Raw genomic sequence first — 23668 nt, 5'->3', positions numbered from 1 at the left:
TGATCTGAAATAGCCTGCATTCGGTTGCCTAGTAGCCCAGATATCCGTAGCCGACCGTATCCCGATATTTTTCAATGTGTCGTACGTTGATTGCTCGGACAACGCCTTCTGCTTCAAGCTCACTGAAGCACGCATTGAATGCATCACGGTGTTCTTTTTTACGAAACGAGGCTCTATAGGGCGTCGGGGCAAAAATCGGAATGAACATCACTTTCTGGTGCAAATCAGCCTTATCCGCATAGGTTCCATCTGCGCGCAAACGGTGGTTAATCTCCGCAAAGATAAGACCATCCGCAAGCACCACATCCACGCGATTCAGAAAGAGCATTCGCGAGTGGATGCGCTGGTCTGCAAACTCGGAATATGAGGCAAAAGACTCAATGTGAGACTCAATATCCAGCAATTGGGACGCACCGGCAAAGGAAACAACACGCAGCCCTTTTAAATAGCGAAGATGGTAAGGCTTGATGTTCGTGGACTCCAAAACAGCGGCGCCATTCTGGTAATACACGTAGGGAGTGCTTTCAAAACCTGGCGTGTCCATATCGGGAGGCACGGTCATTACCGCATCGCCCAGCCCCTCATGAGTGAAATTCCGGAGGTGCCGTTTGAAGGGGTAGAAATGAAAGTGAACATCTATTTCACATCGATCCATGACTGCAGCGAATATCTCAATATCGCGCCCAGCCGGCCCCTGTTCTGATGTTGCCGGGAGGTAGGGAGCCAGTACGAGAAGTGGCTCTGGCTCTGATACTGCATTGGCCTGAGTGGCCAAAGTGCCAATAGCGAACGCCAGGAGTAACCATTTCATTTAGATGCCACGTGATTATCGAGAAACTACAACTACTTCCCTGCACCTAAACTCAAGGTTACCGCTAATTCCATTTCCAGAATCACGATATTACTACATTAGTATTTCAGCTCTGTGACAGTGGCACGCTCGCCATGTTTACCACACTGATAATACCTGGCTGAGTACGGTTCTTATCGGTTCGTTCCGCAAATCGCCGGTCCCAACGTGTCCACAAAGTGTCAGCCGTGTTTAGCGTAGAGGCGCAGGAGGAAAGCCCTGAATGGAATGTTCGCTTTTTGTTTAGGTTCGGACAATTTATGGTTGTACTACCAAAAAAGACGACGAAATAGACGGTTCAACGGTTGTTCGACAAAGGTGGGTAACCTCACTCCGAGAGGGTTGCTTTCCGCGAGGTTCGGGTTCGCTTTAATGCGGGTCCCCATGATGTAGTCGAACCAGGGACGGGTGACACACCAGTTGGCGTCCTGATTGGTGTTCATATGGTGATTGTAATGCCAGGGAATGGCCTTCTTTCCCACTCGGGTTCCTCATAGACTTCGTCGCGGTCATCCTTGGTGCGCACGATCTTGTGATGCTGCCAGTGGCTTTTCATGGACTTTGCCTGCCATTCTCGGGGCATTGTTGGCTTTGATTGGAAACGATGTGCTGTTTCGGTCTGCGGGACGGTGATCCAGTTTTTGGCGCTATGGGCAATATCCTACAAGGAAGCAGGACAATATTGGGCATTGATAAACGGCAGGTTTTGTTAACGTCCGCCCCCTTGGACGGGCCATCTACATGGTCGACATTCCTGGAAAACACATTAAGGACTTCCTGCTGTGAGCACCCCAACCGATACTTCTTATGACACCCCTGTTATCCCGAGAAAAGTTCCGGCCGGCCCACCACTGAACTGGATTTCGGCGGCGGTGCGACTGCTGCGCAGTAACTGGGGCGTGATTCTGCCCGCCTATCTGCTGGTGTTTCTTGTTCCGGCGCTGATTCAATATGGTGCGATGGAGATGATTTCCGGTGGCAGTGTCTTTGGCACCGTGGTGCTGGTGATTGTCAGCATTCTCGTAACGCTGCTACTCAACGCCGGTATGGTGGCTCTGTTCCACAGCGCAGCCGAGGGGAGTCCCCGGTTTACCCAGGTGTTTTCCGGCTTCAGCGGGCACACGATACTTCATACTTTCCTGATGGTAGTGATGATGATTGTCGTCGGCATTGTACTGTCCGTTATTGGCTACGTGATCGCAAGTATTGCCGATTTTTCGTTCTCATCTGTTAGCCGCTATGGCATGGGCGGTTTCATGGATGGTGGCTTCGGGCCCTCAGCAGGTATTGCTGCGATTCTGCTCATGTTCATTGCAGTGCTTTGCGCGCTGGTTCTGTTCGGTGCGTTGTTCTTCTATGCAATCCCGTTGATTGTGGTTGCCAGACAGGGGGCTTTAGAGGCTGTTCGTAACAGCCTGCGCGCGTGCTTCAAGAACTTGTTTGTACTGCTTTTCTTTGCTGTAAACGCGATGGTTGTTACTCAACTGGTACTGTTCCCCACGTTCGCAATTGGTGCTTCAACCGCATCGGTTATTGGCATGACGGTGGTTACAATTGTCGTGTCGTTTGTCTGGGGTGCAGTTATTGCGGGCGCGTATTATCTTTCGTTCCGGGATGTTCTTTTGGGCAAAGGTGATACCGAATCAGACAACGATATCGAAGCCACTGTTCCCGCCTGAAGCGACTAAAAACAAGCTATTGGTGGGTGTGCCAACACCCACCCAACCTGGCGAAGCGCGCATCTGTTCAGATTGATCATTTTACCTGCGCTTTCCGCCAGGGCCTGCCACTGCACGCTTTGCACTGCCTATCCTGTCGTTGCCAACAACGTTATCCACAGATTCTGTGGGCAAAACCAATCAGCCCTGTTAATTCATCTGTAGCTGTGGAAAACACTTGTTCAAAAACCGGTTCAGGGGGGCCTCGATGATCGAGGGCAGGTTGATACCCAAAGGGTTGGACTCGGCAAGCTCCGGATTTGCTTTGATACGAGTTCCCATGATGTAGTCGAACCAGGGACGGGTGACACACCAGTTGGCGTCCTGATTGGTGTTCATATGGTGATCGTAATGCCAGGGAATGGCCTTCTTTCCCCACTCGGGTTCCAGGTGAGAGCGCCGGTGCACATAGAAGTACCGGCCAGCCGCGTAGTAGGTGCCCAGTGTAAAAAACGGGGCTACCGGTAGCGCCAGAGAGGTAACCGCAGTGAGCGCAAGCAGGGAGGTGACTTCGTTCCGGGTGCGCCAGTTGGACAACCCTTCTTCATAGCCTTCGTCGCGGTAATCCGTGGTGCGCACGATCTTGTGATGCTGCCAGTGGCTTTTCATAGACTTCGGTACCGGGCTGTATCTGGGTTTTCCCGGCCGTGGTGTCCCGTGGAGGATGTATTTATGGGCATACCATTCAACACCGTTGGCAAAAATCAGGGCGACCGGAAAGCCAATCATGAATCACCTCTTTCAGAGAGTGGCTGAGTTTTCATCGTGCCATAGCCGCCTCGAATTTCTGTGCTCATTTGCGTCAGCTTGTCAGGCCCCGTTGGCGGAATCGGACAACCTGATCAAATTGCCTCCAACATTGGGCGCCCCAGGGATGACGAGGGTCGGGCGAACCTATCCTGAGACTTCGCACAGAGTTATCCACAGATTCTGTGGGCAAACCGCTGAGTGATCCGCAGCCGTGCAGGTTCGTAATTCCCCGTAGTTGGGTGCAATCGCTTGAGAGTTCCGGTAGTGTCGCGCCCTTTTTGCCGCAAGGACCCATTCCCAATGACCGCCGAGACTATCCCTAAACCCAAGGCAAGCGAGAGCGTCTGGAGCGACAGTGATCCCGTTGTGCTGGTTCTGACCATTGGCTTTATTCTGCTGTTTGTTGGTGCTTCTGTTGTCGATGCCGATTACGTGGCTGACCTGATTGGTCACGGTTTTTCGTGGACCGCAAAATATCTTGGTTCTTTTTTCCAGCTGCTCCTGCTGCTCACGTTTTTTGTGGCGGTTGCCACGGGCGTAAGCGGGGCCGGTCGGGCCAGGATTGGAGGGCTGGATGAGCCGGAGATTGGCCGGTTCCGCTGGCTATCGATGATCATGTGTACGTTGCTGGCCGGTGGTGGAGTCTTCTTCGCAGCAGGTGAGCCGGTCTATCATTTTGTGGTCACCCCGCCGGCGTTCGACACCGAGGCCGCGTCCCCTGCCGCCGTTGCACCTGCGCTTGCCCAGTCATTTATGCACTGGGGGTTTCTAGCCTGGGCTGTGCTTGGCTCACTAACGGCCATCGTGCTCTCGCGCGCGCACTACTCACAAGGGCAGCCACTGCAGCCACGGACGCTGCTTTATCCCGTGCTAGGCGAGCGTGTTGTCAGCGGGCGCCTGGGTGGAGTGGTGGATGCCGCCTGCGTGATCGCAGTGGTTGCCGGCACCGTGGGCCCGATCGGCTTTCTGGCGACACAAATGAGCTTTGGATTGCATGAGCTGTTCGGTGTCTCCGATGGCTACGGTACTCAGCTCATGGTTCTGGCTGTGCTGGCAGGGGTATACATGACATCCGCAATGACCGGGCTGCATCGGGGTATCCAGCTGCTCAGTCGTTTCAACGTCATCCTGGCGCTGGTTATTGCCGGCGTTATTTTTGTGTTTGGCCCCACGCTATTCCTTACGGATGTCTACCTGCAATCCATGGGCGAATATCTGGGCTCGTTTTTTTCCATGGCGACCATGACAGCACAGACGGCGCCCGCTTGGTGGATGAAGTGGTGGACGGTGTTTTTCTTTGCCTGGTTTATTGGCTATACCCCCTTGATGGCAGTGTTTGTATCGAGAATCTCACGGGGTAGAACCATCCGTGAAACCATCATGGCAGTCGCCATACTGGCACCCATCGCCACGACCATCTGGTTCACGTTGCTGGGTGGCTCTGGCATATACCATCAGCTGTCCGGCACGTTTGATTTGACCGACGCTTTGAACAATTTCCGGTTTGACGTCGCCACATTGACGGTTGCGCAGGCACTGCCGGGAGGCACCTGGATGGCGGCCGCAATCCTGTTGCTGACCACCATCTTTGTGGCGACAACCGGAGATTCGATGAGCTACTCCATTGCGATGGTGGGGGCCGGCCATGACGAGCCGCAACCCTGGATTCGCGTTTTCTGGGGTGGCGCCATGGCACTGATGGCCGCGATTCTTCTCTATATGGGGGCCGGTCAGATTGGGGTGTTGCAACAGTTCATTGTGATCACAGCCATTCCGGTGTCGTTGATTATTCTCCCTTCTCTGTGGACCGGTCCCCGGGCCGCAGCAGCCCTGGCGAAAGAGCAGGGGCTGGCTTAGGTTTTTACTTTTCCCCTCAGGGATTTGATCTCTCCACGGCGGGTTTTGTTATCCACACGCCGCCGTTGGGAGGATTTCGTCGGCCGCGTTGGCCGGCGGGCTTTTTGCGGCTTCACTGCCTCCTGAATGAGAGTCTTGAGTCGGTTCAGCGCGTCCTCTTTGTTCTGCTCAAACGTGCGGAAAGACTGCCCCTTGATCACAATCACGCCGTCTTTACTGATGCGCTGGTCGGACAATGCCATCAAACGTTCTTTGTAAAACGGCGGCAGGGTGGAATGCAGGACGTCGAACCGGAGGTGAACGGCAGAGGCAACCTTGTTCACATTCTGGCCGCCTGCCCCCTGGGATCGTATCTGCGTAATCTGGATTTCCCAGTCTGCCAGTTCGACGGCATTGGATAATTTCAGCATAGTGGCACGTGTTGAGAGCTCGGATTCGGATGTTTACGAGTATCATCCTACGCAATCCGGCAACCAATCAGAAGCGATGAACACAGGGAGACACCGAATGAAAGTTATGGTTTTAGGCGCTACCGGCCTGACCGGAGGCATGGTGGTGGAGAAACTCCTCGAGCAGGCGGAGATATCGACTGTGATCGCTCCGGTTCGCCGGCCGATGGTCGTGGAAAATCCGAAACTGGAGCAGCGCTTCATGGATTTTGATGCAATGGAGGCTGCGCCTGACGCTTTCCAGGTGGATGTCCTGATCTGTTGCCTTGGAACGACCCTTAAAAAGGCAGGCTCCAGAGAAGCCTTTCGCAAGGTCGATCATGACTATGCATTGAAGGCAGCTCAGATGGCCCGTAACGCCGGTGCACGGGCATTGATTCTGATGTCGGCCGTCGGAGCATCTTCGCAATCCCCGGTTTTCTACAATCGAGTCAAAGGAGAGCTTGAGGACAATGTCCGGGCGCTGAAATTTCCTTATCTTGCGATCTACCACCCGAGCCTGTTGCTGGGGCAGCGCAAGGAGGCTCGAACGGCCGAGGCTCTTGGTGTGGCCGTCATGCCGGTTGCGAATCGGGCGTTGATCGGGCCACTGAGAAAATATCGGGCGATTGACGCGGAAGCCGTAGCGTCGGCCATGGTCAACGAGCTTGAGACCATTGGCGGAATCACTTCGGGCGGTGCAGTGGTGAGAGTGTGGGAGTACGACGATATCTTAACGATGGGCAATCGTCGCTAATGCTGTCCTTCACCTGATGTAAAATCCGGGTCACTGTTCCCGGGTGATCGATGAGGTTGATTAATGAAATATGTACTTGTTCCTTTTATGGTGTTTTCCGTACTCATGGCGACAGGTTGCAGTCGCCCGGAATCGCCCCAGGAAGTATCCGAAGCATTTTGGCAAGCTGTACTTGAAGAGGATGCTGAAGCGGCCGCAGATTATTCAACCCTGGTCGATGAAGCGGGGTTCGATGGTTTTGAACAGCAATGGCAGAACGTGAGCATTGAGTGGGGGCGTGTGGTCATTGATGACAATCTGGCTCGGGTAACCACCACCCTGAGTGGTCTGGAGGGCCGGAACGAAGCCACGGAGTCCTTAACCTATCTGGTACGTAAAGGTGACGACTGGCTGGTGGATTATTATCGCACCGGCGATGCCCTGAAACAGGGCCCGGTATGGGGAAGTCTTGTTGGGCAGCTGGAAAGACTGGGTGAAGATCTCAAGAGTCGCTGGGCAAATCAATCCGATGAGATGGCGGTAGAGCTTGAGAGGCTGGGGCGGGAGTTGCAGCAACAGGCCCAGAGTATGAATGAAGATATGTCGGCGTTGGCTGAAGAGTACGGTGACCAGCTGAGCCAGCATCTGGAAGAGCTGTCTGAATCCCTGCGGGAAGCGCTTGAATCTACTCCATCTGCAACGCCGCAGGACAAACGTACCTTGAACGAAACGGTAATCAGGCTTGAAGACCAGCGGGAGCAGTTGTCTGAAGCCAACTTGAAAACGCTTGCGGAGAGCACCGCGACCGCCGCCGAAGCCCAGCTGCAATTGAGCGAATTGAGCGAGGAGTTTGCGGCCTACAAGGCGGAATGGCGGCAACGTGTTGTCGACATGCAAGCAGAAATGGCTGAGTTTCTGGAGAATCTGAAGACCCGCTGAGCTCAGGGGGGGGGGCTCCTTGCCCTTCCATGGTGCGTATTTTTGCTGGCGCACCCCGATGGTGCGCCCTCTCATCCTTTGAATCCGGCAATTGCTACCTCCCTTCAGGTTTTGACCAGTCCGCCGGTTCAGGCCCGCTCTTTGCTTAGCTTCCTTCTGAAAGCAGGTATGTTTGCACCACATCGTTGTAGTGCAGGCATGCAGTACCGATTGAGGAAGGCGCGCTATGACTTTACGCAGTGATTCCATGAACCTTTCATCCGATGAGCGGGGCTGGTTGCCCTGGTTTGGGGCCACAGGTAAGTTGCGGATGGGATGGTCCTGTTTTTTGAACCGCCAGCAATATGCAACGAATGAAGAGATATTCGAGAGCATCGCGAAAACCCGTCGCGAAGCGCTGATTAACTGGGCAAATGGCAAGTGGGCCTTCCTTGAGGGGCTTGCGGCACGGCTTGAGGGTAGCGAAGAGGATAGCATTTCAGAGGTGCTGGATTCGGCCGTTACGCGCCTCCGGGAAATCTCCGAGCTTTTCGTTGTGAGAGAAGATGGCTCTGTTGTCGCCTCGACGGTGACCGGCAGAACCGGAGCCGCAGGTCTCATGCCCGCGGCCGTGCAACGAGGGGTGAGAGAGCGGTTTCTCCACGGGCCCTACAGTGATCCGGTCACCTTGCAGCTTGGTGCCACAACCTCCAGGTTTCATGACGATGTCACGCTGATGTTCTACCAGCCGGTCGCTCTCGCTGGCAATCAGGCAGCGGCAGTCTGTGCCCGGGTTCCGAACGATGTCATGAGTGACCTGATTCAGCGCGAAGCCGGGCACATTTTTGAAGAGTCCGGCGACAACTACATTTTCATGATCGACAGTCAGTTTGATCCGTCGATCAGACCGGGAGTTGCCTTGTCGCGCTCGCGGTTTGAAGACGCCACCTTCAGTCACGGTGACAACCTCAAAGACGGAATCCGTACGGGCTTCGGTACAGTACGGATTCGGGAACACACCGAGTTCGAAATACGTTTCACCGACCCGGCTACGGGGCAGTTGCACCCAGGGGTACGCGAAACCATGGCCCGCGGTGAAAACCTCTACGTTAAGTACCCCGGCTATTCCGACTATCGCCACATACCGGTGATTGGCAAAGGCGTGACCTTCCAGTTACCCGGGTCTCCTGATCGTTGGGGCATGATGTGTGAAGGCGACCTGGAGGAGGTGTATCGGAAACGTTCGGTCAGCTATCGACTGACGGCGCGGCTCGGGGTCCTTATGGCGCTTATCTGGGCAGCAAACGTAGCGGTTTCGGCAAGCGGTGCTCCCCTGTGGCTGGAAGCCTCCGTGAACGCGATGGTTGCGCTCCTGGGGCTTGTCATCTTCCGGGCAAGTTCCGCCAAACCATTGGCAGATAGCCTGTCATCACTTGCGGATGTCATACGAAACATTGCCGAAGGAGGCGGGAATCTGCGCCAGCGTCTCGATGTCGGCAAGACCAAGCGGGATGAGAGCGGGGATCTCGCGCGCTGGATGAACAGCTTTCTGGATACCCTCGACGGCATGGTGGGGCAGGTCATCAGTCTTGCGGGTGAATCCCGCTCCGCCAGTGAACACCTTGTGGGTCAGAACCGCCAGGCGGATGAAAAGATTCAGCAGGTGGTACACGACATAGAGCAGATGCTGAAGGGCGCAGATCTGCAGCAGAACGAAATCGAAAATGCCTCGACCACAGCGCAGGAAATGCGAGTAAGTATGGAAGATGTGGTGGCTCGCGCCAAAGATCAGTTTGCCCGTGTCAGCCGTGAAACCGAGAGCATTCGCGACGTTATCGTGCGTTCGGCCGAGGGTATCCGCGCCGCGAGTGAACGCACGGATGAGATCGGCAAGGCGGCTGAAATGATCAACGACATTGCAGCCCAGACCAATCTGCTAGCGCTCAATGCGGCCATAGAAGCGGCTCGGGCCGGTGAGGCAGGGCGAGGATTTGCAGTCGTCGCCGACGAGGTCCGGCAACTGGCCAGCAGGACAGCCCAGGCCACGACGGAAATTGATGAGCGCCTGTATCGGGTGCGGGAAGAAACTCAGCGCGCCGTAACCACGATGGAAGACGGCATGGCAGAAATGGAGACCCGTCTGGCTCAGGCCCGGGCAGCGTCGGATGACAACGCAGAGCTGCATCACATGGTCGACAAGCTCTTCCGGGCGATCTCGGGCATTGCGGAAACTAACGCTGTTCAGAGTGCCCAGACCAGTGGCGTTGCTGACAGCGTAAGCTTCATGACCGCGGTGATCGCGGGGTTGACCGCAAGTTCTGAGATGACGCACGTGTCGGCAAACAAGCTGAAAAATCTGACCGGTCAGTTTCAGGTGAGCAATGCCTGAAAGAGAGTGGCCGGGGCGCTTCGGCCCCGGCCAATCGGTGGGCCCAGGAATCAATTCGTCAAAAGCGTTTCATACACCTCTGCCAAAAGGGCGCCGTCCAGCAGGGACAACAGTCGGTTGTGTGATACGGAGACGCCAGACCACGTCTGGTTCCAGCTGCCGGTACAACCATAGGTGATCAGGGTGGTGTTGTGGTGGGCGTAGTCCAGGCAACGACCGCTTCCCTCATTCCGCAACTGCTGGTTTTCCTCATTGTATTGCCAGCGCTGGTTGGCATTATCGGCCTGGCATAAAGTCAGTCCGAGTCTGCCGTTGACAGGCGTCAGGCATTCCCAGGGGGTAGCCGTTGGATGGATCCGGCCTTTCAGGTCCATGGTCCAACGGGGCGTACTGGCAAGATCCTGAGGCAGCGGCGTGAGAGCCACATAGCCATCTTCATCAAGGTTGCTATCGAAGAACAGGTTGTTGCCGCGAATGACGTCACCGCTGGGGACCAGATCATCGGTCGAGTCAATCAAGCCGTTTTCGGTGAGGGCGCGAAGCAGCCGGCTCCGGGTTTCCGACACTGTCACGTTGGCGCGCCGGGCCTGTTCGAGAATGACGGCAATCTCTCGGGTTGCCTCGTCCTGTTCCTTCAGTTGTTCAAGGCGCTGCCAGGCTTCTGTCGACAATTCATCCCGCAATTCAGTATCGGTATAGCTTGCAACCAGCGTCGCAAGTTCACCGTTCATCACCGCGAATTGAGTGGCATCCAACGCCATCAACGACACTTCAATCTCGGCTATTTCGCGTGCGCGCAGCTGTTGATAGCCAATGTCCTGGCCTACTATGCCGACCGGAGGCAGGTCGGGTATGGATCCGTCAAAGCTTGTTTGTGTCAGGGTCTGGATATTGCCCTCCCGACGACAGAGCAAGCTGGCGCTGGTCGGCCTGAAATCCGCGTGCAGATTGAAATGCAGCTGATTGACACTGCTGGCATTGTGTCGGTCCGAGGCCACGGACACCTGCTTTTTATTGCCTTCGGCGTTGCTGACTTCCACCCAGCAAAGGTCGCCGCCAGCGCTCAGGTCTGGCTTCGGCAGTTCAAATACGTTGCCGTAGTTGCCGTGGAAAACCGGGTAAATGACAGCGGCTGTTCCATCGGGATCGTAGCCACCGAGGATAGTGGCCACCGGAACGCCAACCTCTACCGGTGCAGGGTGTGAACTGCTGAAGTTCTCATACTGCCCCGTGGTTGTGTTCCACTTCTTGTAACCTGAAGGGAAACTGGTATCCGGTACTGGTAGCCGTGCCACATCGTTCTGGATTATGCGGGCGGAGTAGCCGGTGTAATGCGTGTAGACCGAGAAAGGCCCACCGTCTGAACCGCCAGACATGGCGTCGCGCTTGAAATTGTAGGCGCCTGATTCATCCACACCGAACAGGTTGGCGCGCATACGATCCCGGTGTGCGATGTAGCCCCAGCCACTGTCGGCATGGTGTACTGCCCAGCGGCCGTCCTCGGTCAGACCCTGGCCTGGGTAGTGCCCCAGCCCGTAGGCGTGCCCCCACTCGTGACTGGCCTCGTTACCCCAGGTGGCGTAGAGCGTTCCGATGCCGTTACCGCCGCTCAGCCCGTGGGACACCCTGCCATTCTGATACATGCCCCAGGCGTGGTGGTTGGTAATCTGTTTGAATACGTGGGGGTGGCTCTGGTTCATGTGATTGCTGGTATAGCCAAAGTTGGCCATGTTGATACCAACACTGACCTGTGACTTGGCCACATTCTCACGCATATCGCCGCTATAGACACCGCCCTCAGCCTGGCTTGCGCCATCTGCCTCTTTGTCGTAAATGACACCTGATCTGATGATGACGCGGTCAAGTACCGCGTCGGCATAGCTGCCCATGACCAATCGCGATACAGGCATGGTCTGGAAGTAGTCGGTGGCGGCCATGATTGGGTCACGAAGAGTGTAGTGTCCGTTTTCCTGGCCTGGTTCGGTAAGCATACCCAGCCGAATACTCTGGAAAACAATCTGAGAGGCTTCGCCAATGTCGATATTGCCAGCGGGGAGGTCCCCAAAGACTGAGGTGTCCGAATCGCGATCGGCAACAAAGCGAAGGGACATTCCGTTCCTGATCGTGTCCCAAGGCAGCCGGATCGACCAGGCCTGTGTGGAATACTGAACTTCCCGGGAACCGGTCACATCGGATTCAGGCAAAGCATTGGGGTGTGCCATGGCCAGGGTCATGAGCGGTTCGCCGTGAAGACTCACTTCCACATCAACGGTTGTCGGGTTGAGGCCAGGTTGGGGAACAAACAACAACAGGGCATCCCTGAGCGCCGTGATTCTCGGCATGTATTTGCTCTGGGTTTCGTCAACCTGATTGCGCTCGAAATTGTTGGCTGGAGCGACCGAGTGAGTTTGCACAAACTGGACTTCACCCTTGAGTTCGCCGCCGGAGAGGTCGTTCCTGAGTCCTCTTTTATTACCTTCGAAATCCTGTGAGTAGAAATCCCGCGCAGCAGTTGGCAGGTAGGCTGCGGTATGTTCAACCTGAAGTGAACCAGACAGCGTGACGGTTTGCTTGCCATTGGTTGCCTGGATGGAAACTGGCACCTTTGCAGAAACGTCATCAGCCTCAGGGTTTCCGGTTATTTCGCCAGTGGCCGGATCGATGGAGGCCCATTCCGGGAGTTGTTTGGCCTGATACGTGATATCCCCGGAGAGTGTGTTGATTTCGGCCCGGAACACATAGCTTGTCGCTGCAACCGCATTGGGCAGGTTAAGGGTGCGACTGGTGGAAGTGGACCTATCGCCTCCGTCTGAAGAACTGCTACCGCAGCCAGCAAGCAATAGTCCGGTTAATCCAAGTACAACGGTTTTGCTCGAAAACATCTTGAATCCCTGTGAGTTTTCCTGTTTTTCATCTTTTTACAATTCCGGCGGGGATTCTGAGGTTTGTCCTGGATTCCGGACAGCGGTTGTTTGTAATAAAACTGTAACAATATTGAGTCCATCACAGTTAGGTCTGTGATGGTTGGTTTGAGGAGGGAGTCTATGGTAGGCGATTGAGGGGCTGGATGGCTGTTGTAAGGGGCGGAGCCCCGGAATCCGTTTCGGGTTCCGGGGAAGACGCGCAGGCTCTTGATCAGAGCCCGTAAGAACGCGAAATGGTGTCTATCTCACCGCTTTCCTGCATGGCCTGGTAGGCTGTATTCAGGGCTTTGATCAAGTCGGGATCAGAGTCCTTGTTAATGGCCAGATACATCGGGGTTTCGCGGAAAACAAGAACTGCCTCAAGGCCGGTCACGTCGGAGGCATCGGCGGCCAGGTAGGGGCCTGCCAGGCCATCGGCCACCCATAGATCGATCTGATCCTGTTCCAGCCGCTTGGCATTCAGTCCATTGTTGGTGATGGCGGAAACGTCGAATCCTTTGTCTTCCAGGTATCCCGTCATCACATCGCCCTTGTAGCCACCGATACGGTAATCACGGGCATCCTCAAGATCGTCCAGTTTGATGCTGGAGCCGGGCTTGGCAAACAGGGTCCACTTGATGCTGGAGAGTGGTCCCACCCATTCAAAGAAAGGCTCCCGCTCGTCTGTCTTGGATACGCAGTAGATACCGTGGTCTTCGTGCCGTTGGGCGCGGTTCATGCCATAGCTGAGGTCACGCAGTTTGATGCTGTAGTCGACCTTGGCATTCTCAAGAACAGCTTTGAGCACATCGGTGCAGAGGCCGGTGATTTCGGATTCTGAATGGGCAAAGGGCTGACCGTTGGTGGTCATGTTATAAGGAGGATACTGTTCGGTGTAAACGCGCAATTGCTCGGAAGCAGTGGCACAGCCTGCCAGAACCAGCATGGCTGCGAGAAGTCCGAGTTTCCCTTTCATGAGGATGCTCCGTTTTCGGTTGAGAATTTGGGAGCTCACTATGATATTCAACAGGTGTTCAATGAGGCAGCTCGGATTCCTCTGCTTTACATTTGTGTCTTTCAGTGGTTGCGGTTAGTTAACGTTGTGTCCTGAGTGATTCAGGCCGCAACAATACGGTTTCTCCCTGCGTCTTTTGCTTCGTAGAGCCGTCCATCCACAGTGGCCAGAAATTCGGTTAGTGAATCATTCTGCGACGGAATAATGGTACCGATACCCATGCTGAGTGTTACCAACTGGCTCGCCGAATTATCTGCATGGGGAATCTGTTCACGAAGCAGCTCACTGATGCATCGCTCCGCCACTCTCACGGCGGCATCGGCATCGCTTTCCGGCAGAACAATGACGAACTCTTCGCCACCGAATCGTCCCACAAAGTCTTTGGGGCGTTTAATGGCTTTTGCTAGCACGGAGCTAACCCGTCGCAGGCATTCGTCGCCCTGAATGTGGCCATATAAATCGTTGTATTGTTTGAAATGGTCGATATCGAGAAGAATCAGTGATAACGGCTGACGGTTGCGCTGTGCGCTGAGCCAGGTGTCTTCAATAACGGTGTCGAACATCCGTCGATTGGACAAACCGGTCAGGCCATCCTTGAATGAGTACTCTTCGAGTTTCTTCTGAAGGGCTATCAGCTTCTCCTCGGTTTTCTTGCGTTCGCTGATGTCGAACATGAAGCCGATCAGGGCTTCTACTTCGCCACTGTCATCGCGAACAACATGCACGACGTCACGTATCCAGACATAGTGACCGTCCCGATGCAGAGCGCGGTAGTCTGCTTCATGATCGACGCCGCACTCCGATTGTTTGACGCAGAAATTGACGACCCACTCCTGATCCTCCGGATGCATACGGGTGGCCCAGTCTTCGACACTTTTCCAGCTATCCTGGGGCCAGCCCAGCAATGCATCTATCTGCGGGCCGATGTATTCGAACGCCATGGTCTGCCAGTTGATTTTCCATGGAATCGCCTTTGTGGATTCCAGCAGAGCCTTGTAGACAGAGCTGTCCGGCGTCATTTCGATGGATTGTTCTGGCATGTCTGGTTCCCCCGGAGATGTGCGCGGGCTACGGTCTGATATGTCGAGTATGTCATGACTTTGCGGCTAGAATACTGCTTTTATGTCACTAACAGTGATCTTTCGCAACTGACAAGACAAGGAAACGTCCATTGGAAGCATTACTCTTTCTCGTTATCGGAGCTGGCGTGCTGCTGGTGCCGTTGGGCTCACTTCTGGGCTTTCTGGCGTTCCGGCAAAGAGACCGTCACGCCTCCCGGGTCGAGGATCTGGCTCGGGAAGTCGCCGACCTCCGGGCAGAGGTTTCCAGGCTTCGCGATACCGGGGTTTCTCTGCCGGATCCGGTGACGCCGGCCACCCCGGATGTGCCGGCGGATGTCGGGTACGTGCGGGAGCCAGCAAGTTCGGTGGCAGAAACGACAGACGCAGAGACATCTCGGGAGCCGGCAGCGGAAGACACAGCAATTGCCGTTCCCGTGAATCGGTCGGATGCTCTGGTATCCCGTGGCGTGGCGGCATTCAAAGCCAACTGGATGGTCTGGATTGGCGCGCTGAGTGTCAGTCTTGCCGGGATCTTTATGGTGAGCCATTCGATTTCCGCCGGACTTATCGGACCAGTGCATCAGTTGCTGATGGCGTTGTTGACCGGGTTGGGGCTGCATGCAGGCGCGGAATATCTTCGTCGGCGTCACATGGGGTCGGATCAGGTCTTTGCAGCACTGGCCGGCGGTGGCAGTGTCACACTCTATGCAGCCTTGTTGGCGGGCGTTCATCATTATGGATTGATCGGGCCCGTACCGGCGCTTTTCGCGCTGGCACTGGTTTCCGTCGCGACCATGTTTCTGGCGCTTGTGCATGGCCCATTGCTGGCCATTATGGGACTATCGGGTGCTTATCTGGTGCCGCTGCTGGTCGGGGGTGAGGGCGGAAGTGCCGTCTTTGTGCTGAGTTACAGCGTTGTGATCACCGTCAGTTCCCTGCTGTTGATGCAGTATGTCTACCGTCCCTGGCTTTGGTTTGGCACCCTGGCCGGCGCCGGACTCTGGTGGCTTCTGGTTGCCGTTAGTGGACGTCACGGCCTGGCGGTGTCCTGTTATCTTCCCGTGCTTTTCCTGTTGTTTTCGGTCTTACCCGGAGATGGCCTGCTTCCCCTGCAGCGTCGAAGAGACGCCTTGCTGGCAACATTGTTGGCCTGGGGAGCGTCTATTACCTGGCAATCGACGGATGATCCCGCTTTTCTGGCGTGGCTATGGATGCTACCGGTCGCCGTATTGTTGCCCCAAAGCCGGCAGCGACTGTGGTTTTTGCCCTGGGCCGCGGTGTTGGCCACGTTTGCCGGCTGGCTTGTGTATTCTGCCGATCTGAGTCAGGACGTTCTGTTCAGGCCGTTGGCACAGAGTTTCCATCAGCCCTTCATCACCTATCTGATTCTTGCCTCTGTGCTGGTGGTATTGAGCGTCCTCTGGCAGTGGCGGACGCAGCTGGAGCTGAGGCGGTGGGCGTCGCTGGCGATGCTGGCGCCCGTTATCTGGCTGTTACTGGGTTGGTTGCTTGTTCAGGGCGGACAGGCTGCAGGCAACTGGGCGTTGGTCGCGCTCCTGGCGGCGGCGGTCTATGGTGTCGTTGCCTGGCGCTTGGAGCACTCGCCAGGTTATCGCGTTGGCCTGGTCTGGGCGATACTGGCTGCCCACGCGTGCTATTCCATGGCGGTTGCCATGTGGTTGCAGGAAGCGTCAATGACATTGGCACTGGCCACTCAGTTCGTCAGCCTGGTCTGGCTTGGACGCCGATACCAGGCGCCCGAGCTGTTCCTGATTCTCAAGGTTTTACTGGCCATTGTGGTGGCGAGACTGACCTTCAATCCATGGTTGCAGAGCTACGATGCGGGTGGGCATTGGTCCCTTTGGACATACGGAGGGGCCACGCTGTTTGCTGGCGCTGCTACCTGGCTGGCCAGAAAGGAGGGGATTCGGCCCTGGCTGGAAGCTGTCACCTTGCATCTGCTGGTTCTGTTCCTGGGCGTGGAGCTTCGTTACTGGCTATACAATGGTGATATTTTTGCGCGGGAATATGGCGTCACCGAGGCGTCAATCAATACCGTGCTCTGGGGCGCTTTGAGCATCGTCTACGTTTTCCGGTCCAGGGTCGCGGGAACGCTGGGGTGGCTTTACCGGTTGCTGGCGAGGGCACTGACGGTGATCGCTGTTCTGAGTTATCTCGTTGTTGCCGTGGTGCACAACCCCTGGTGGACCGACGGCACTATTGGCAGTACTCCGGTATTCAATCTGCTGTTGCTGGCGTATGGCGCGCCGGTCCTTCTGGCTCTGGCCAGCGCTCGATACTCCGATCTTGTGCCCGTTCGCTGGTCTCTTTGTAAGGCTGCAGTGGCTTTCGGGGTGTTCACTTTGCTCGAAATCCGGCATCTGTGGCAGGGCAGTGCGATGACTCTGTCCAGTGGAATGGGGGAGGGCGAGCTCTATACCTACTCGGTGATTGGTATGCTCTACTCGATTGTCGCGATCCTTTGGTCCACACGTAACCAGAGCGAACTGCTGCACAAGGCAGGAATGATTCTGCTTGGTCTGGTCATCGGCAAGATCTTTCTGGTGGATATGGCCGGGCTGCAGGGACTTTGGCGGGTTGCTGCCTTTATGGGGCTGGGGCTGGCGCTGCTGGGCCTGGCGTGGATGTACCGGCGAACCTCCGGCTCCGGGAAGGCGTCAGAATCCTGAGACCGTTGATCGGGATTTTGGCGTTGCCCATGATCGGTGTTCGCTATACAGTTAACAAACACTCACTTAATTCTGGCAGTAGATGAGGAAATCCAGGTGACAGAACTCGTAACTTACGAACTGAACGATGGCATTGCCACCATTACCGTGAACAATGGCAAGGCTAATGCTCTGAGCCATGAGGTATTTGACGCGCTGAATGCCGCGCTGGATCAGGCAGAGCAGGATAAGGCCATTGTCATTCTCACGGGGCAGCCGGGGATGTTTTCCGGCGGCTATGATCTCAAGGAAATGCAGAAAGGCCCGAAAGAGGCCATGGCGCTGGTTAAGGTGGGCTCTACGTTTACCCGTCGTCTGGCTGCATTTCCGCTGCCGGTTATTGCCGCCTGCAGTGGCCACGCCATCGCCAAGGGCGCGTTCGTTCTGCTTTCAGTGGATTATCGAATCGGGGTAGAGGGTGGCTTCAAGCTGGGCCTGAATGAAGTGGCCATTGGTATGACCATGCACCACGCGGGCATTGAGATTGCGCGCCATCGTATGCCGGCCCCTTACTTCTACCGCTCGGTGGTAAACGCTGAGATCTTTAACCCGGAAACGGCTATCGCGGCCGGCTTCCTGGATGAAATTGTGGCGCCGGAACAGTTGGCGGAGCGCGCCAAAGCGGTGGCAACGCAAATGAAGCAACTGAACATGCGCGCCCACAAGCAAACCAAGCTCAAAACCAAGGCCGCTTATCTGGAGAAGCTGGACTGGTGCATTGAGCAGGATGCAGCCCACTTCGACGTACTGGGCTGATCCCCGCCGGGGCCACCTGTCTGGTGGCTCCTGTCGCTTCAGTTGGTTTCCCGGTAGTTCATCAGATCGTAGCGCTTCTGGTAACTGCCGTTTTCTCCCGCACACAGCAATCCCGCCTGGACCGGGCTGCCCTGATCGTCAAGCATCAAGGTGCCGATATTGCGGTCACTGGTCAGGAAGAAGTCGCTGTCTTCCGGGAGCAGGTAACTTTCCTGGTTTTTGCCCAGTAACTCTCCAATCCTGTTGATGGCCCTCAAGCCGATATTCTCACCCATGGGTACGTTGTTGCAGGCGCTGCTGCAGATCTGCCAGAGAACGGGCCCCAGGCTGGTTTGACGTCTTCGGGCAAAGGCGTAGTGTACGTCGCCAGAGAAAACCACCACATGCTCAACGCCGGGTAGCTGGCAGCAGGACGCTTTCAGAGCCTCGAGCGATGCCGTGTCAGCGCTCCAGGGTTCCCGGTCCAGGGTGCGTTTGAACATGGGAAACTTCAGCTGCAGGTATTCGATGTGGCTGAACCCGTAGGTGGGGGTAGGTGATACCACAATCAGTGTCCGGCACTGGCGAAACCCGGAGAGTCGCTGGCCCAGTTGCTGGATCTGCTGATCAGACATCAGGCCAAGCGAGTGTTTGCCTCGTTTGCTGAATTCCCGTTGCGTGCGGGTATCCAGCACCGCCACCGGCGGTGTCTGTTCCAGTTCGTAGCCCCAGTACCGCTCAAGCAACCAGTCCCATTCTTTGTGGTCGGCTGGCGTATTCTGTTCGAGAAGCGTTTTGAGTTTTGCCACTTCGGACTGCACCAGAGAGGGCTGATTGCCCCAGTGCTGGCAGAGGAAGTAAGTCTGCAGAGCGTTGATCAGCACATACCGGCCAATGGGCGTGGTGCTCAGTTGCCGGGCGTTCTGTTTCGAGATGTTCCAGTCGTCGGTGACTTCATGGTCATCAAAGATCATGTAGGTCACCGTGTTGGCGAGCAGTTGGCGGACCTCCGAACGGGCCAGATGTGCAAAGCCAGACAGATTACGGTGGTCTTCTGCGTGTTGTCTCTCCGTGTAGACATATTGCACCGGCGGGTTGCGGCCATCCCGGGTATTGGCAGGCTGTTTGGCAAGCCGTGGCTTGAGTTCGTCGTGGCCCGCGAAGTCGAGGCCAAACTGGTGTCCGGCGCCTGAGAAGGCAAACAGGTACATGCTCAGATATTCGGCACGGGTCAGCAGGTGAGAGCTTTTGGCGCTGGAGCTGAATCCGTAGGGGCTTCGGGTTACCCAGTGCCGGTCATCCAGTTTCGACAGCCGGTGCAGGTCTTTGCCCGCCGGCAGGTTTTTCAGATCGTCGGCCAGTCCAAGGTGTTTCCGCAGCTTGCCCAGATAATCCAGCAGCAAGGGTGACACATCGTCGGCGTAGATCTGGTCGCCGGTCAGAAACAGCTGGCTTGGCCGGCTCTCCTCGCGCAGATTCTCCGCCAGCAAACGGGCGCCCCGGGCGAGTTGGTCCGGCTTTTTGTCTTGCCCCGGGGAGTGAGGACGCCGGCAGGATGCCTGAATGAAATGCCGATGCTCCCGGGGCAGGTAAACACTGGGCAGCTTGTCCGTGCCAGGGCAAAGTGTCGCGAGCAGCTGGCTGTCTCCAAAGGGCTCGCCATCCAGTACTATTTCGTAGAAGAGCTCATTGGTTTGGTGATAAGGCGCGGCGTTGTCGAGGGGAAGGTCCGTCGACAGCATGCAGATATAGCAGTTATCGCCTGCTGGTATGAACTCGGCGTCGCAGTCTCTGGTAACTGGTGATGCTCTGGCATCATCCAGATAGGTATTCAGTTGAATGCTCTCGGGACGCTGGTCTAATACCAGCTATAGGTTGAGCATGGTGCGATTGGAGTGGCGTACGATAGGGCCGCAGACGATCATTGGAAACTCCTTTCCGGTATGTGAATCCTTTCGGGGGTAATGCCCGCTTTGTTGTTGTCATTAAAACGTGCAGTATATCTGATCAAATTAACCGCAGGGATCGCAAACGCAGTGTTTATGCTGCCTGTGATCGCATGTCCTTGCCTTGCTAACAAAGTTATCCACAGAAAGTGTGGGTAAACACACACAGGAATGACCGTTTCATGACCGATAAACCTGCAAAAGCTGTTTCTGCTTCAGCTATTGAAAAGCATGTGTATAAAGTGTTTCCGAACGATATGAACTCCCACAATACGGTGTTCGGGGGCATGATCATGGCGAAGTGTGACCGCTTGGCACTGGTGGTCGCGGAGCGGCACTCGGCCCATGTCTGTGTGACGGCGGCGGTGGATTCCATTCATTTTCGCGCTCCCGCCAAAGGCAATGACACCTTGTTGTTCAATCTGTCGCTTAACCGTAGTTGGGGCTCCTCGATGGAGATCGGTGCGAAGGTGGAGGCCGAGAACAGCTATACCGGCGAGACTCGCCATATTTTGTCCGCCTTCTTTACCTTTGTGGCACTCGATGAACAGGGCAAGCCGGTGGATGTGCCCCAGGTAATCCCGGAAACCGAGGACCAGAAGCGCCGTTATGCCAAGGCACAGATACGCCGTGAAGGGCGTTTGCGCACCCGGGATGAATTGTCAAAGGCGAGTGGCTGAGGGCTATCGCATATTACCGCCAGTCGTGGTATACCAGCGCCCGTGATGACTAACTATTCTGGAACCGGATGTCATGCCTAAAGCAAGTGAAATCAAAAAGAATCAGGCGGTTGAATACGAAGGCCGCGTCTATTTCGTGAAGGATATCGAGCGCTCCGTGCCCCAGGGCCGTGCCGGAGGCAGCCTTTACCGGATGCGCATGTACGATGTGGTCACCAACCAGAAACTGGATGAGACCTTCAAGGACTCGGACATGCTCAATCTGGCGGATCTGGTGCGCCGGGAAGCGACCTTCTCCTACGCTGATGGTGATGAGTATGTGTTCATGGATACAGAAGACTTTACTCAGTACATGCTCAACCGCAGTGCCATTGAGGATGAGTTGCTGTTCATTACGGAGGACACCCAGGGGGTAATGGTGATTCTGGTCAGCGAAAACCCGGTGGCCATTGACCTGCCGCCGACGGTGGAACTGACCATTGAAGAAACCGATCCGTCCATCAAGGGTGGCTCGGCAACCGCCAGAACCAAACCCGCCCGCCTGACCACAGGCCTGGTGGTCCAGGTTCCTGAGCACATTTCCACGGGTGACCGAATTCGCGTGAACGTGGAAGAGCGCAAATTCCTCAGCCGCGCCTGATGATATGGCAAGAGGTCAGCCGATTGAGCTGACCTCTTGTGCGCTGAGATGGCGGTAGCTGCCTGGCTCTAGCCCATCCACAGTCAGCCCGCCCATGCTTTCCCTGTGCAATGAGGTCACCCGGTTGCCCACGGCGTGAAACATGCGTTTCACCTGATGATAGCGGCCTTCGTAGATCGTCAGCCGTACTTCCCGCTCTCCCAATGGCTCCAGCGACGCGGGCGAGGTTCTGAGTTGTTCGTACTCGAACCAGATGCCTTCCCTGAACCGATCCTCTGTCTCCGGTGAGATGGCGTAAGCCGTGGTTACCCGGTATACCTTGGGGATTTTGACCGCCGGTTCGGTCAGCCGTCGGCTCCAGACCCCGTCACTGCTCAGGATCAACAGGCCAGTGCTGGCCCGGTCCAGTCGCCCGCCAATGTGCAGGTGCGGCCGCAGTTCCGGCTCAATCAGCTCCATCACCGTGGGATGTTGGTCGTCGACTGTCGCACTCAGGTAACCGTGGGGTTTATTCAGCATCAGATAGTAGGCCGGGGCTGCCTGCTGGATGACGGTGTCGTCGATGCAGACTTGCTGGAAGCGGGTAACCTCCTGTTGGCCATCAAGACAAACCGAGTCGTCTACCCGTATCCGCCCGGCTGCCAGTAGCTGATTGGCCTGTCGGCGGCTGACACCATTCTGGTTGCTGACAATGCGCGAGAGTTTCATGGCGTTGTTGTGGCGGGCGACAATCGGCTCAGTTTGCTGGCAAGTTTACGCCAGCCAATCGGCAGCCGAGCTTCCAGGTTTTTCAGGTGGGCGGTGTCCAGGTTCCACGGGTCGAAATCGCGTTTGCTGCCATAGATAACCCAGTTGTTGGTGCGGCTTTTGAAATACAGCAACAGGGGAAACTGGCGTTTGAGTTCCCGGATCAGGTTGCCTTCCGGCTCTGGCATGCGATGGTAATTAAGTGCCAGCCAGCCAGTAGCAGTCAGGGCCCGGCTGCATGCCTTGATGAACTGCCGCTGACTCTGGGCCGGGCTCATGCGGTCGGCACTGTAGAGGTCGGTAAGAATCATGTCGGTGCTGGCTTCGGGCAGCTCATCCACTGCCAGGCGGGCGTCTGCAATCGTCACCGTCAAGCGGTCGGATTCCGGCAGTGAAAACCAGTCCCGGGCAATATCCGCTACCTTTTGGCGCAGTTCATAAACGTCAATCCGGCTATCGGGCAGCAGAGTGAACAGCCCGGAGGCCAGAGCGCCACCACCCAGACCCAGTACCGTTGCCTTGGCCGGTGTGGAGAAGATCAGTGGGAGCAGCATGGCGCGGTTATATTCGTGCACGGGGACCCGGGGAGCGCTGCGCAGAATTTTGCTTTGCTCAAACACGGAATCAAAACTGAGAATCCGGTGTTTGCGATCATCAATCACCAGAATATTGCCGTAGCGGTCGTTGGCGACATGCACGATATCGCCCTTGATATCGGGCCGTTTGATGATGGTGCCCATCAGTTGGCGGCGTAGCGCTGGTGCAGGATACCTACACGTTCCACGTAGGCTTTGGTTTCCGCGTAAGGCGGAATGCCCCTGTAGCGGCCAACGGCGCCGGGGCCGGCGTTATAGGCGGCGGTCGCCAGGCGAGTGTCGCCATTAAAGCGTTTGAGCATTTTGGCCAGGTAGTCGACACCGCCGCGGATGTTTTCGCTGGCCTCCAGTGGGTCTTTTACGCCCAGTTCCTGTGCCGTCCCCGGCATCAGCTGCATCAGTCCCTGGGCACCGACCGGTGAAATGGCCTTGGGGTTGAAGGCAGACTCGGCATGGATAACGGCTCGCACCAGGGCCGGGTCAACATTGAATTCAGCTGCCGCGGTCTGGATTTCACTGCGATAGGGGCTCAGGAACAATGGCGTTTTGTGCCAGTCGACGCTGGATTCCGGGTCACAGGCGTAGCAGTGGAAGCGGATAACATCGAAGTCGGCGTTGCCCGGGCGCTTGCTGCTGTAGGCCACGACACCGTGTTCGTCGGTGTAACGATACACGGTTTCACTCTTGGTGGAGGCTCGTGGCTGGCTTTCGCTTTTCACATTGGTGAATTCCACCCGTCCGTCCGGATGCACGATGCGTTTGATGCTGTCGGCATGGGCCGTAGCTGTCGCGAGAAGGAGTCCGGTGACAAGGGCAATGGTGACTCTGGTTGTCAGGGATGTACCGCTGAAATTCATCAAGAACCCGAAGCTTTGTTTCTGAATGACACACTACGTCTATTATCGCGGTAGATGGCCGTTCAAGTGTAGGAGTTTCGTGCCTTCATGATACCGATTGTTCATGGGGTCAC

At 56.0% G+C, this 23668-nt stretch carries 19 protein-coding genes; 9 read left to right on the top strand and 10 right to left on the bottom strand.

The genetic code is table 11. The annotated features are described in order from the left end of the window. Window positions 1-28: 28 nt before the first annotated feature. Window positions 29-811 (bottom strand): transporter substrate-binding domain-containing protein, encoded by a 783-nt coding sequence (locus Q674_RS0120800; RefSeq protein WP_081698940.1) that lies wholly within the window; start codon window positions 809-811, stop codon window positions 29-31. A gap of 821 nt (window positions 812-1632) precedes the next feature. Between Q674_RS0120800 and Q674_RS33145 the strand changes: the two genes are divergently transcribed. After that, complete coding sequence (locus tag Q674_RS33145) at window positions 1633-2529, top strand: hypothetical protein (protein ID WP_022991518.1); 897 nt, start codon at window positions 1633-1635, stop codon at window positions 2527-2529. A gap of 189 nt (window positions 2530-2718) precedes the next feature. Here the strand turns inward: Q674_RS33145 and Q674_RS33140 are convergent, their stop codons facing one another. Next, a complete protein-coding gene (locus Q674_RS33140) occupies window positions 2719-3297 on the bottom strand; it encodes a sterol desaturase family protein (protein WP_022991517.1) in 579 nt (192 codons plus the stop codon). Window positions 3298-3618: 321 nt separating this feature from the next. On the opposite strand from Q674_RS33140, the gene Q674_RS33135 reads away from it, so the two are divergent. After that, window positions 3619-5175 carry a BCCT family transporter gene (locus tag Q674_RS33135; protein ID WP_022991516.1) on the top strand — a complete coding sequence of 519 codons (1557 nt, stop codon included), beginning with the start codon at window positions 3619-3621 and terminating at the stop codon, window positions 5173-5175. Here the strand turns inward: Q674_RS33135 and arfB are convergent. Beyond that, window positions 5172-5585 (bottom strand): alternative ribosome rescue aminoacyl-tRNA hydrolase ArfB, encoded by a 414-nt coding sequence (arfB, locus tag Q674_RS33130; RefSeq protein ID WP_022991515.1) that lies wholly within the window; start codon window positions 5583-5585, stop codon window positions 5172-5174. The genes Q674_RS33135 and arfB overlap by 4 nt on opposite strands. Window positions 5586-5682: 97 nt before the next feature. Between arfB and Q674_RS33125 the strand changes: the two genes are divergently transcribed. The 3 genes from Q674_RS33125 (at window position 5683) to Q674_RS33115 (ending at window position 9646) form a co-directional block, all read left to right on the top strand. Then, window positions 5683-6360 carry an NAD(P)H-binding protein gene (locus Q674_RS33125; RefSeq protein ID WP_022991514.1) on the top strand — a complete coding sequence of 226 codons (678 nt, stop codon included), beginning with the start codon at window positions 5683-5685 and terminating at the stop codon, window positions 6358-6360. A 63-nt stretch (window positions 6361-6423) separates the two neighbouring features. Then, complete coding sequence (locus Q674_RS33120; RefSeq protein WP_022991513.1) at window positions 6424-7278, top strand: hypothetical protein; 855 nt, start codon at window positions 6424-6426, stop codon at window positions 7276-7278. Between the two features lie 226 nt (window positions 7279-7504). Next, window positions 7505-9646, top strand: coding sequence for a methyl-accepting chemotaxis protein (locus Q674_RS33115; RefSeq protein ID WP_023009173.1), 2142 nt, complete (start codon window positions 7505-7507; stop codon window positions 9644-9646). A gap of 50 nt (window positions 9647-9696) precedes the next feature. Here the strand turns inward: Q674_RS33115 and Q674_RS33110 are convergent, their stop codons facing one another. The 3 genes from Q674_RS33110 to Q674_RS33100 form a co-directional block, all read right to left on the bottom strand. Then, on the bottom strand, window positions 9697-12528 hold the full coding sequence (locus tag Q674_RS33110; RefSeq protein WP_023009172.1) for a M66 family metalloprotease: 2832 nt from the start codon (window positions 12526-12528) through the stop codon (window positions 9697-9699). A gap of 253 nt (window positions 12529-12781) precedes the next feature. Continuing rightward, window positions 12782-13525, bottom strand: a complete 744-nt coding sequence (locus Q674_RS33105) for a substrate-binding periplasmic protein (protein WP_023009171.1) — start codon at window positions 13523-13525, stop codon at window positions 12782-12784. A gap of 140 nt (window positions 13526-13665) precedes the next feature. Next, window positions 13666-14604: a sensor domain-containing diguanylate cyclase gene (locus Q674_RS33100; RefSeq protein ID WP_014422268.1), complete on the bottom strand. Its 939-nt coding sequence runs from the start codon at window positions 14602-14604 to the stop codon at window positions 13666-13668. A 131-nt stretch (window positions 14605-14735) separates the two neighbouring features. On the opposite strand from Q674_RS33100, the gene Q674_RS33095 reads away from it, so the two are divergent. After that, window positions 14736-17315 carry a DUF2339 domain-containing protein gene (locus Q674_RS33095; protein WP_023009170.1) on the top strand — a complete coding sequence of 860 codons (2580 nt, stop codon included), beginning with the start codon at window positions 14736-14738 and terminating at the stop codon, window positions 17313-17315. Window positions 17316-17411: 96 nt separating this feature from the next. Further along, a complete protein-coding gene (locus tag Q674_RS33090; protein ID WP_022991508.1) occupies window positions 17412-18110 on the top strand; it encodes a crotonase/enoyl-CoA hydratase family protein in 699 nt (232 codons plus the stop codon). A gap of 38 nt (window positions 18111-18148) precedes the next feature. Here the strand turns inward: Q674_RS33090 and Q674_RS33085 are convergent, their stop codons facing one another. After that, window positions 18149-19831, bottom strand: coding sequence for an alkaline phosphatase D family protein (locus tag Q674_RS33085; RefSeq protein WP_227501222.1), 1683 nt, complete (start codon window positions 19829-19831; stop codon window positions 18149-18151). 386 nt (window positions 19832-20217) lie between these two features. Between Q674_RS33085 and Q674_RS33080 the strand changes: the two genes are divergently transcribed. Next, window positions 20218-20715 carry an acyl-CoA thioesterase gene (locus tag Q674_RS33080; protein WP_022991506.1) on the top strand — a complete coding sequence of 166 codons (498 nt, stop codon included), beginning with the start codon at window positions 20218-20220 and terminating at the stop codon, window positions 20713-20715. Between the two features lie 73 nt (window positions 20716-20788). Further along, window positions 20789-21355 (top strand): elongation factor P-like protein YeiP, encoded by a 567-nt coding sequence (gene yeiP / locus Q674_RS33075; protein ID WP_011786351.1) that lies wholly within the window; start codon window positions 20789-20791, stop codon window positions 21353-21355. Between the two features lie 15 nt (window positions 21356-21370). Here yeiP and Q674_RS33070 read toward each other — a convergent pair whose 3' ends face one another. From Q674_RS33070 to Q674_RS33060, 3 genes are read right to left on the bottom strand one after another with little or no spacing between them, the layout of a single operon-like run. Further along, on the bottom strand, window positions 21371-22063 hold the full coding sequence (locus Q674_RS33070; RefSeq protein WP_023009167.1) for a pseudouridine synthase: 693 nt from the start codon (window positions 22061-22063) through the stop codon (window positions 21371-21373). Continuing rightward, window positions 22060-22842 carry a spermidine synthase gene (locus Q674_RS33065; protein ID WP_023009166.1) on the bottom strand — a complete coding sequence of 261 codons (783 nt, stop codon included), beginning with the start codon at window positions 22840-22842 and terminating at the stop codon, window positions 22060-22062. The genes Q674_RS33070 and Q674_RS33065 overlap by 4 nt, the downstream gene beginning before the upstream one ends. Beyond that, window positions 22842-23555, bottom strand: coding sequence for a lytic transglycosylase domain-containing protein (locus tag Q674_RS33060; protein WP_023009165.1), 714 nt, complete (start codon window positions 23553-23555; stop codon window positions 22842-22844). The genes Q674_RS33065 and Q674_RS33060 overlap by 1 nt, the downstream gene beginning before the upstream one ends. Window positions 23556-23668: the final 113 nt, after the last annotated feature.

The sequence above is a fragment of the Marinobacter sp. EVN1 genome (assembly GCF_000475375.1).
In the GTDB taxonomy this organism is placed as follows: domain Bacteria; phylum Pseudomonadota; class Gammaproteobacteria; order Pseudomonadales; family Oleiphilaceae; genus Marinobacter; species Marinobacter nauticus.
This window is presented reverse-complemented; position numbering and strand designations above follow the sequence as displayed.

Bases quoted from the DNA above. Each gene is read 5' to 3' on its own strand.
- Q674_RS33070 (WP_023009167.1), bottom strand. From the start codon at position 22,063: ATGAAACTCTCGCGCATTGTCAGCAACCAGAATGGTGTCAGCCGCCGA.
- Q674_RS33105 (WP_023009171.1), bottom strand. From the start codon at position 13,525: ATGAAAGGGAAACTCGGACTTCTCGCAGCCATGCTGGTTCTGGCAGGC.
- Q674_RS33085 (WP_227501222.1), bottom strand. From the start codon at position 19,831: ATGCTGTCGACGGACCTTCCCCTCGACAACGCCGCGCCTTATCACCAA.
- Q674_RS33060 (WP_023009165.1), bottom strand. From the start codon at position 23,555: ATGAATTTCAGCGGTACATCCCTGACAACCAGAGTCACCATTGCCCTT.
- Q674_RS33120 (WP_022991513.1), top strand. From the start codon at position 6,424: ATGAAATATGTACTTGTTCCTTTTATGGTGTTTTCCGTACTCATGGCG.
- Q674_RS33135 (WP_022991516.1), top strand. From the start codon at position 3,619: ATGACCGCCGAGACTATCCCTAAACCCAAGGCAAGCGAGAGCGTCTGG.
- Q674_RS33110 (WP_023009172.1), bottom strand. From the start codon at position 12,528: ATGTTTTCGAGCAAAACCGTTGTACTTGGATTAACCGGACTATTGCTT.
- Q674_RS33125 (WP_022991514.1), top strand. From the start codon at position 5,683: ATGAAAGTTATGGTTTTAGGCGCTACCGGCCTGACCGGAGGCATGGTG.
- Q674_RS33080 (WP_022991506.1), top strand. From the start codon at position 20,218: ATGACCGATAAACCTGCAAAAGCTGTTTCTGCTTCAGCTATTGAAAAG.
- Q674_RS33100 (WP_014422268.1), bottom strand. From the start codon at position 14,604: ATGCCAGAACAATCCATCGAAATGACGCCGGACAGCTCTGTCTACAAG.
- Q674_RS0120800 (WP_081698940.1), bottom strand. From the start codon at position 811: ATGAAATGGTTACTCCTGGCGTTCGCTATTGGCACTTTGGCCACTCAG.
- Q674_RS33065 (WP_023009166.1), bottom strand. From the start codon at position 22,842: ATGGGCACCATCATCAAACGGCCCGATATCAAGGGCGATATCGTGCAT.
- Q674_RS33115 (WP_023009173.1), top strand. From the start codon at position 7,505: ATGACTTTACGCAGTGATTCCATGAACCTTTCATCCGATGAGCGGGGC.
- yeiP (WP_011786351.1), top strand. From the start codon at position 20,789: ATGCCTAAAGCAAGTGAAATCAAAAAGAATCAGGCGGTTGAATACGAA.
- arfB (WP_022991515.1), bottom strand. From the start codon at position 5,585: ATGCTGAAATTATCCAATGCCGTCGAACTGGCAGACTGGGAAATCCAG.
- Q674_RS33140 (WP_022991517.1), bottom strand. From the start codon at position 3,297: ATGATTGGCTTTCCGGTCGCCCTGATTTTTGCCAACGGTGTTGAATGG.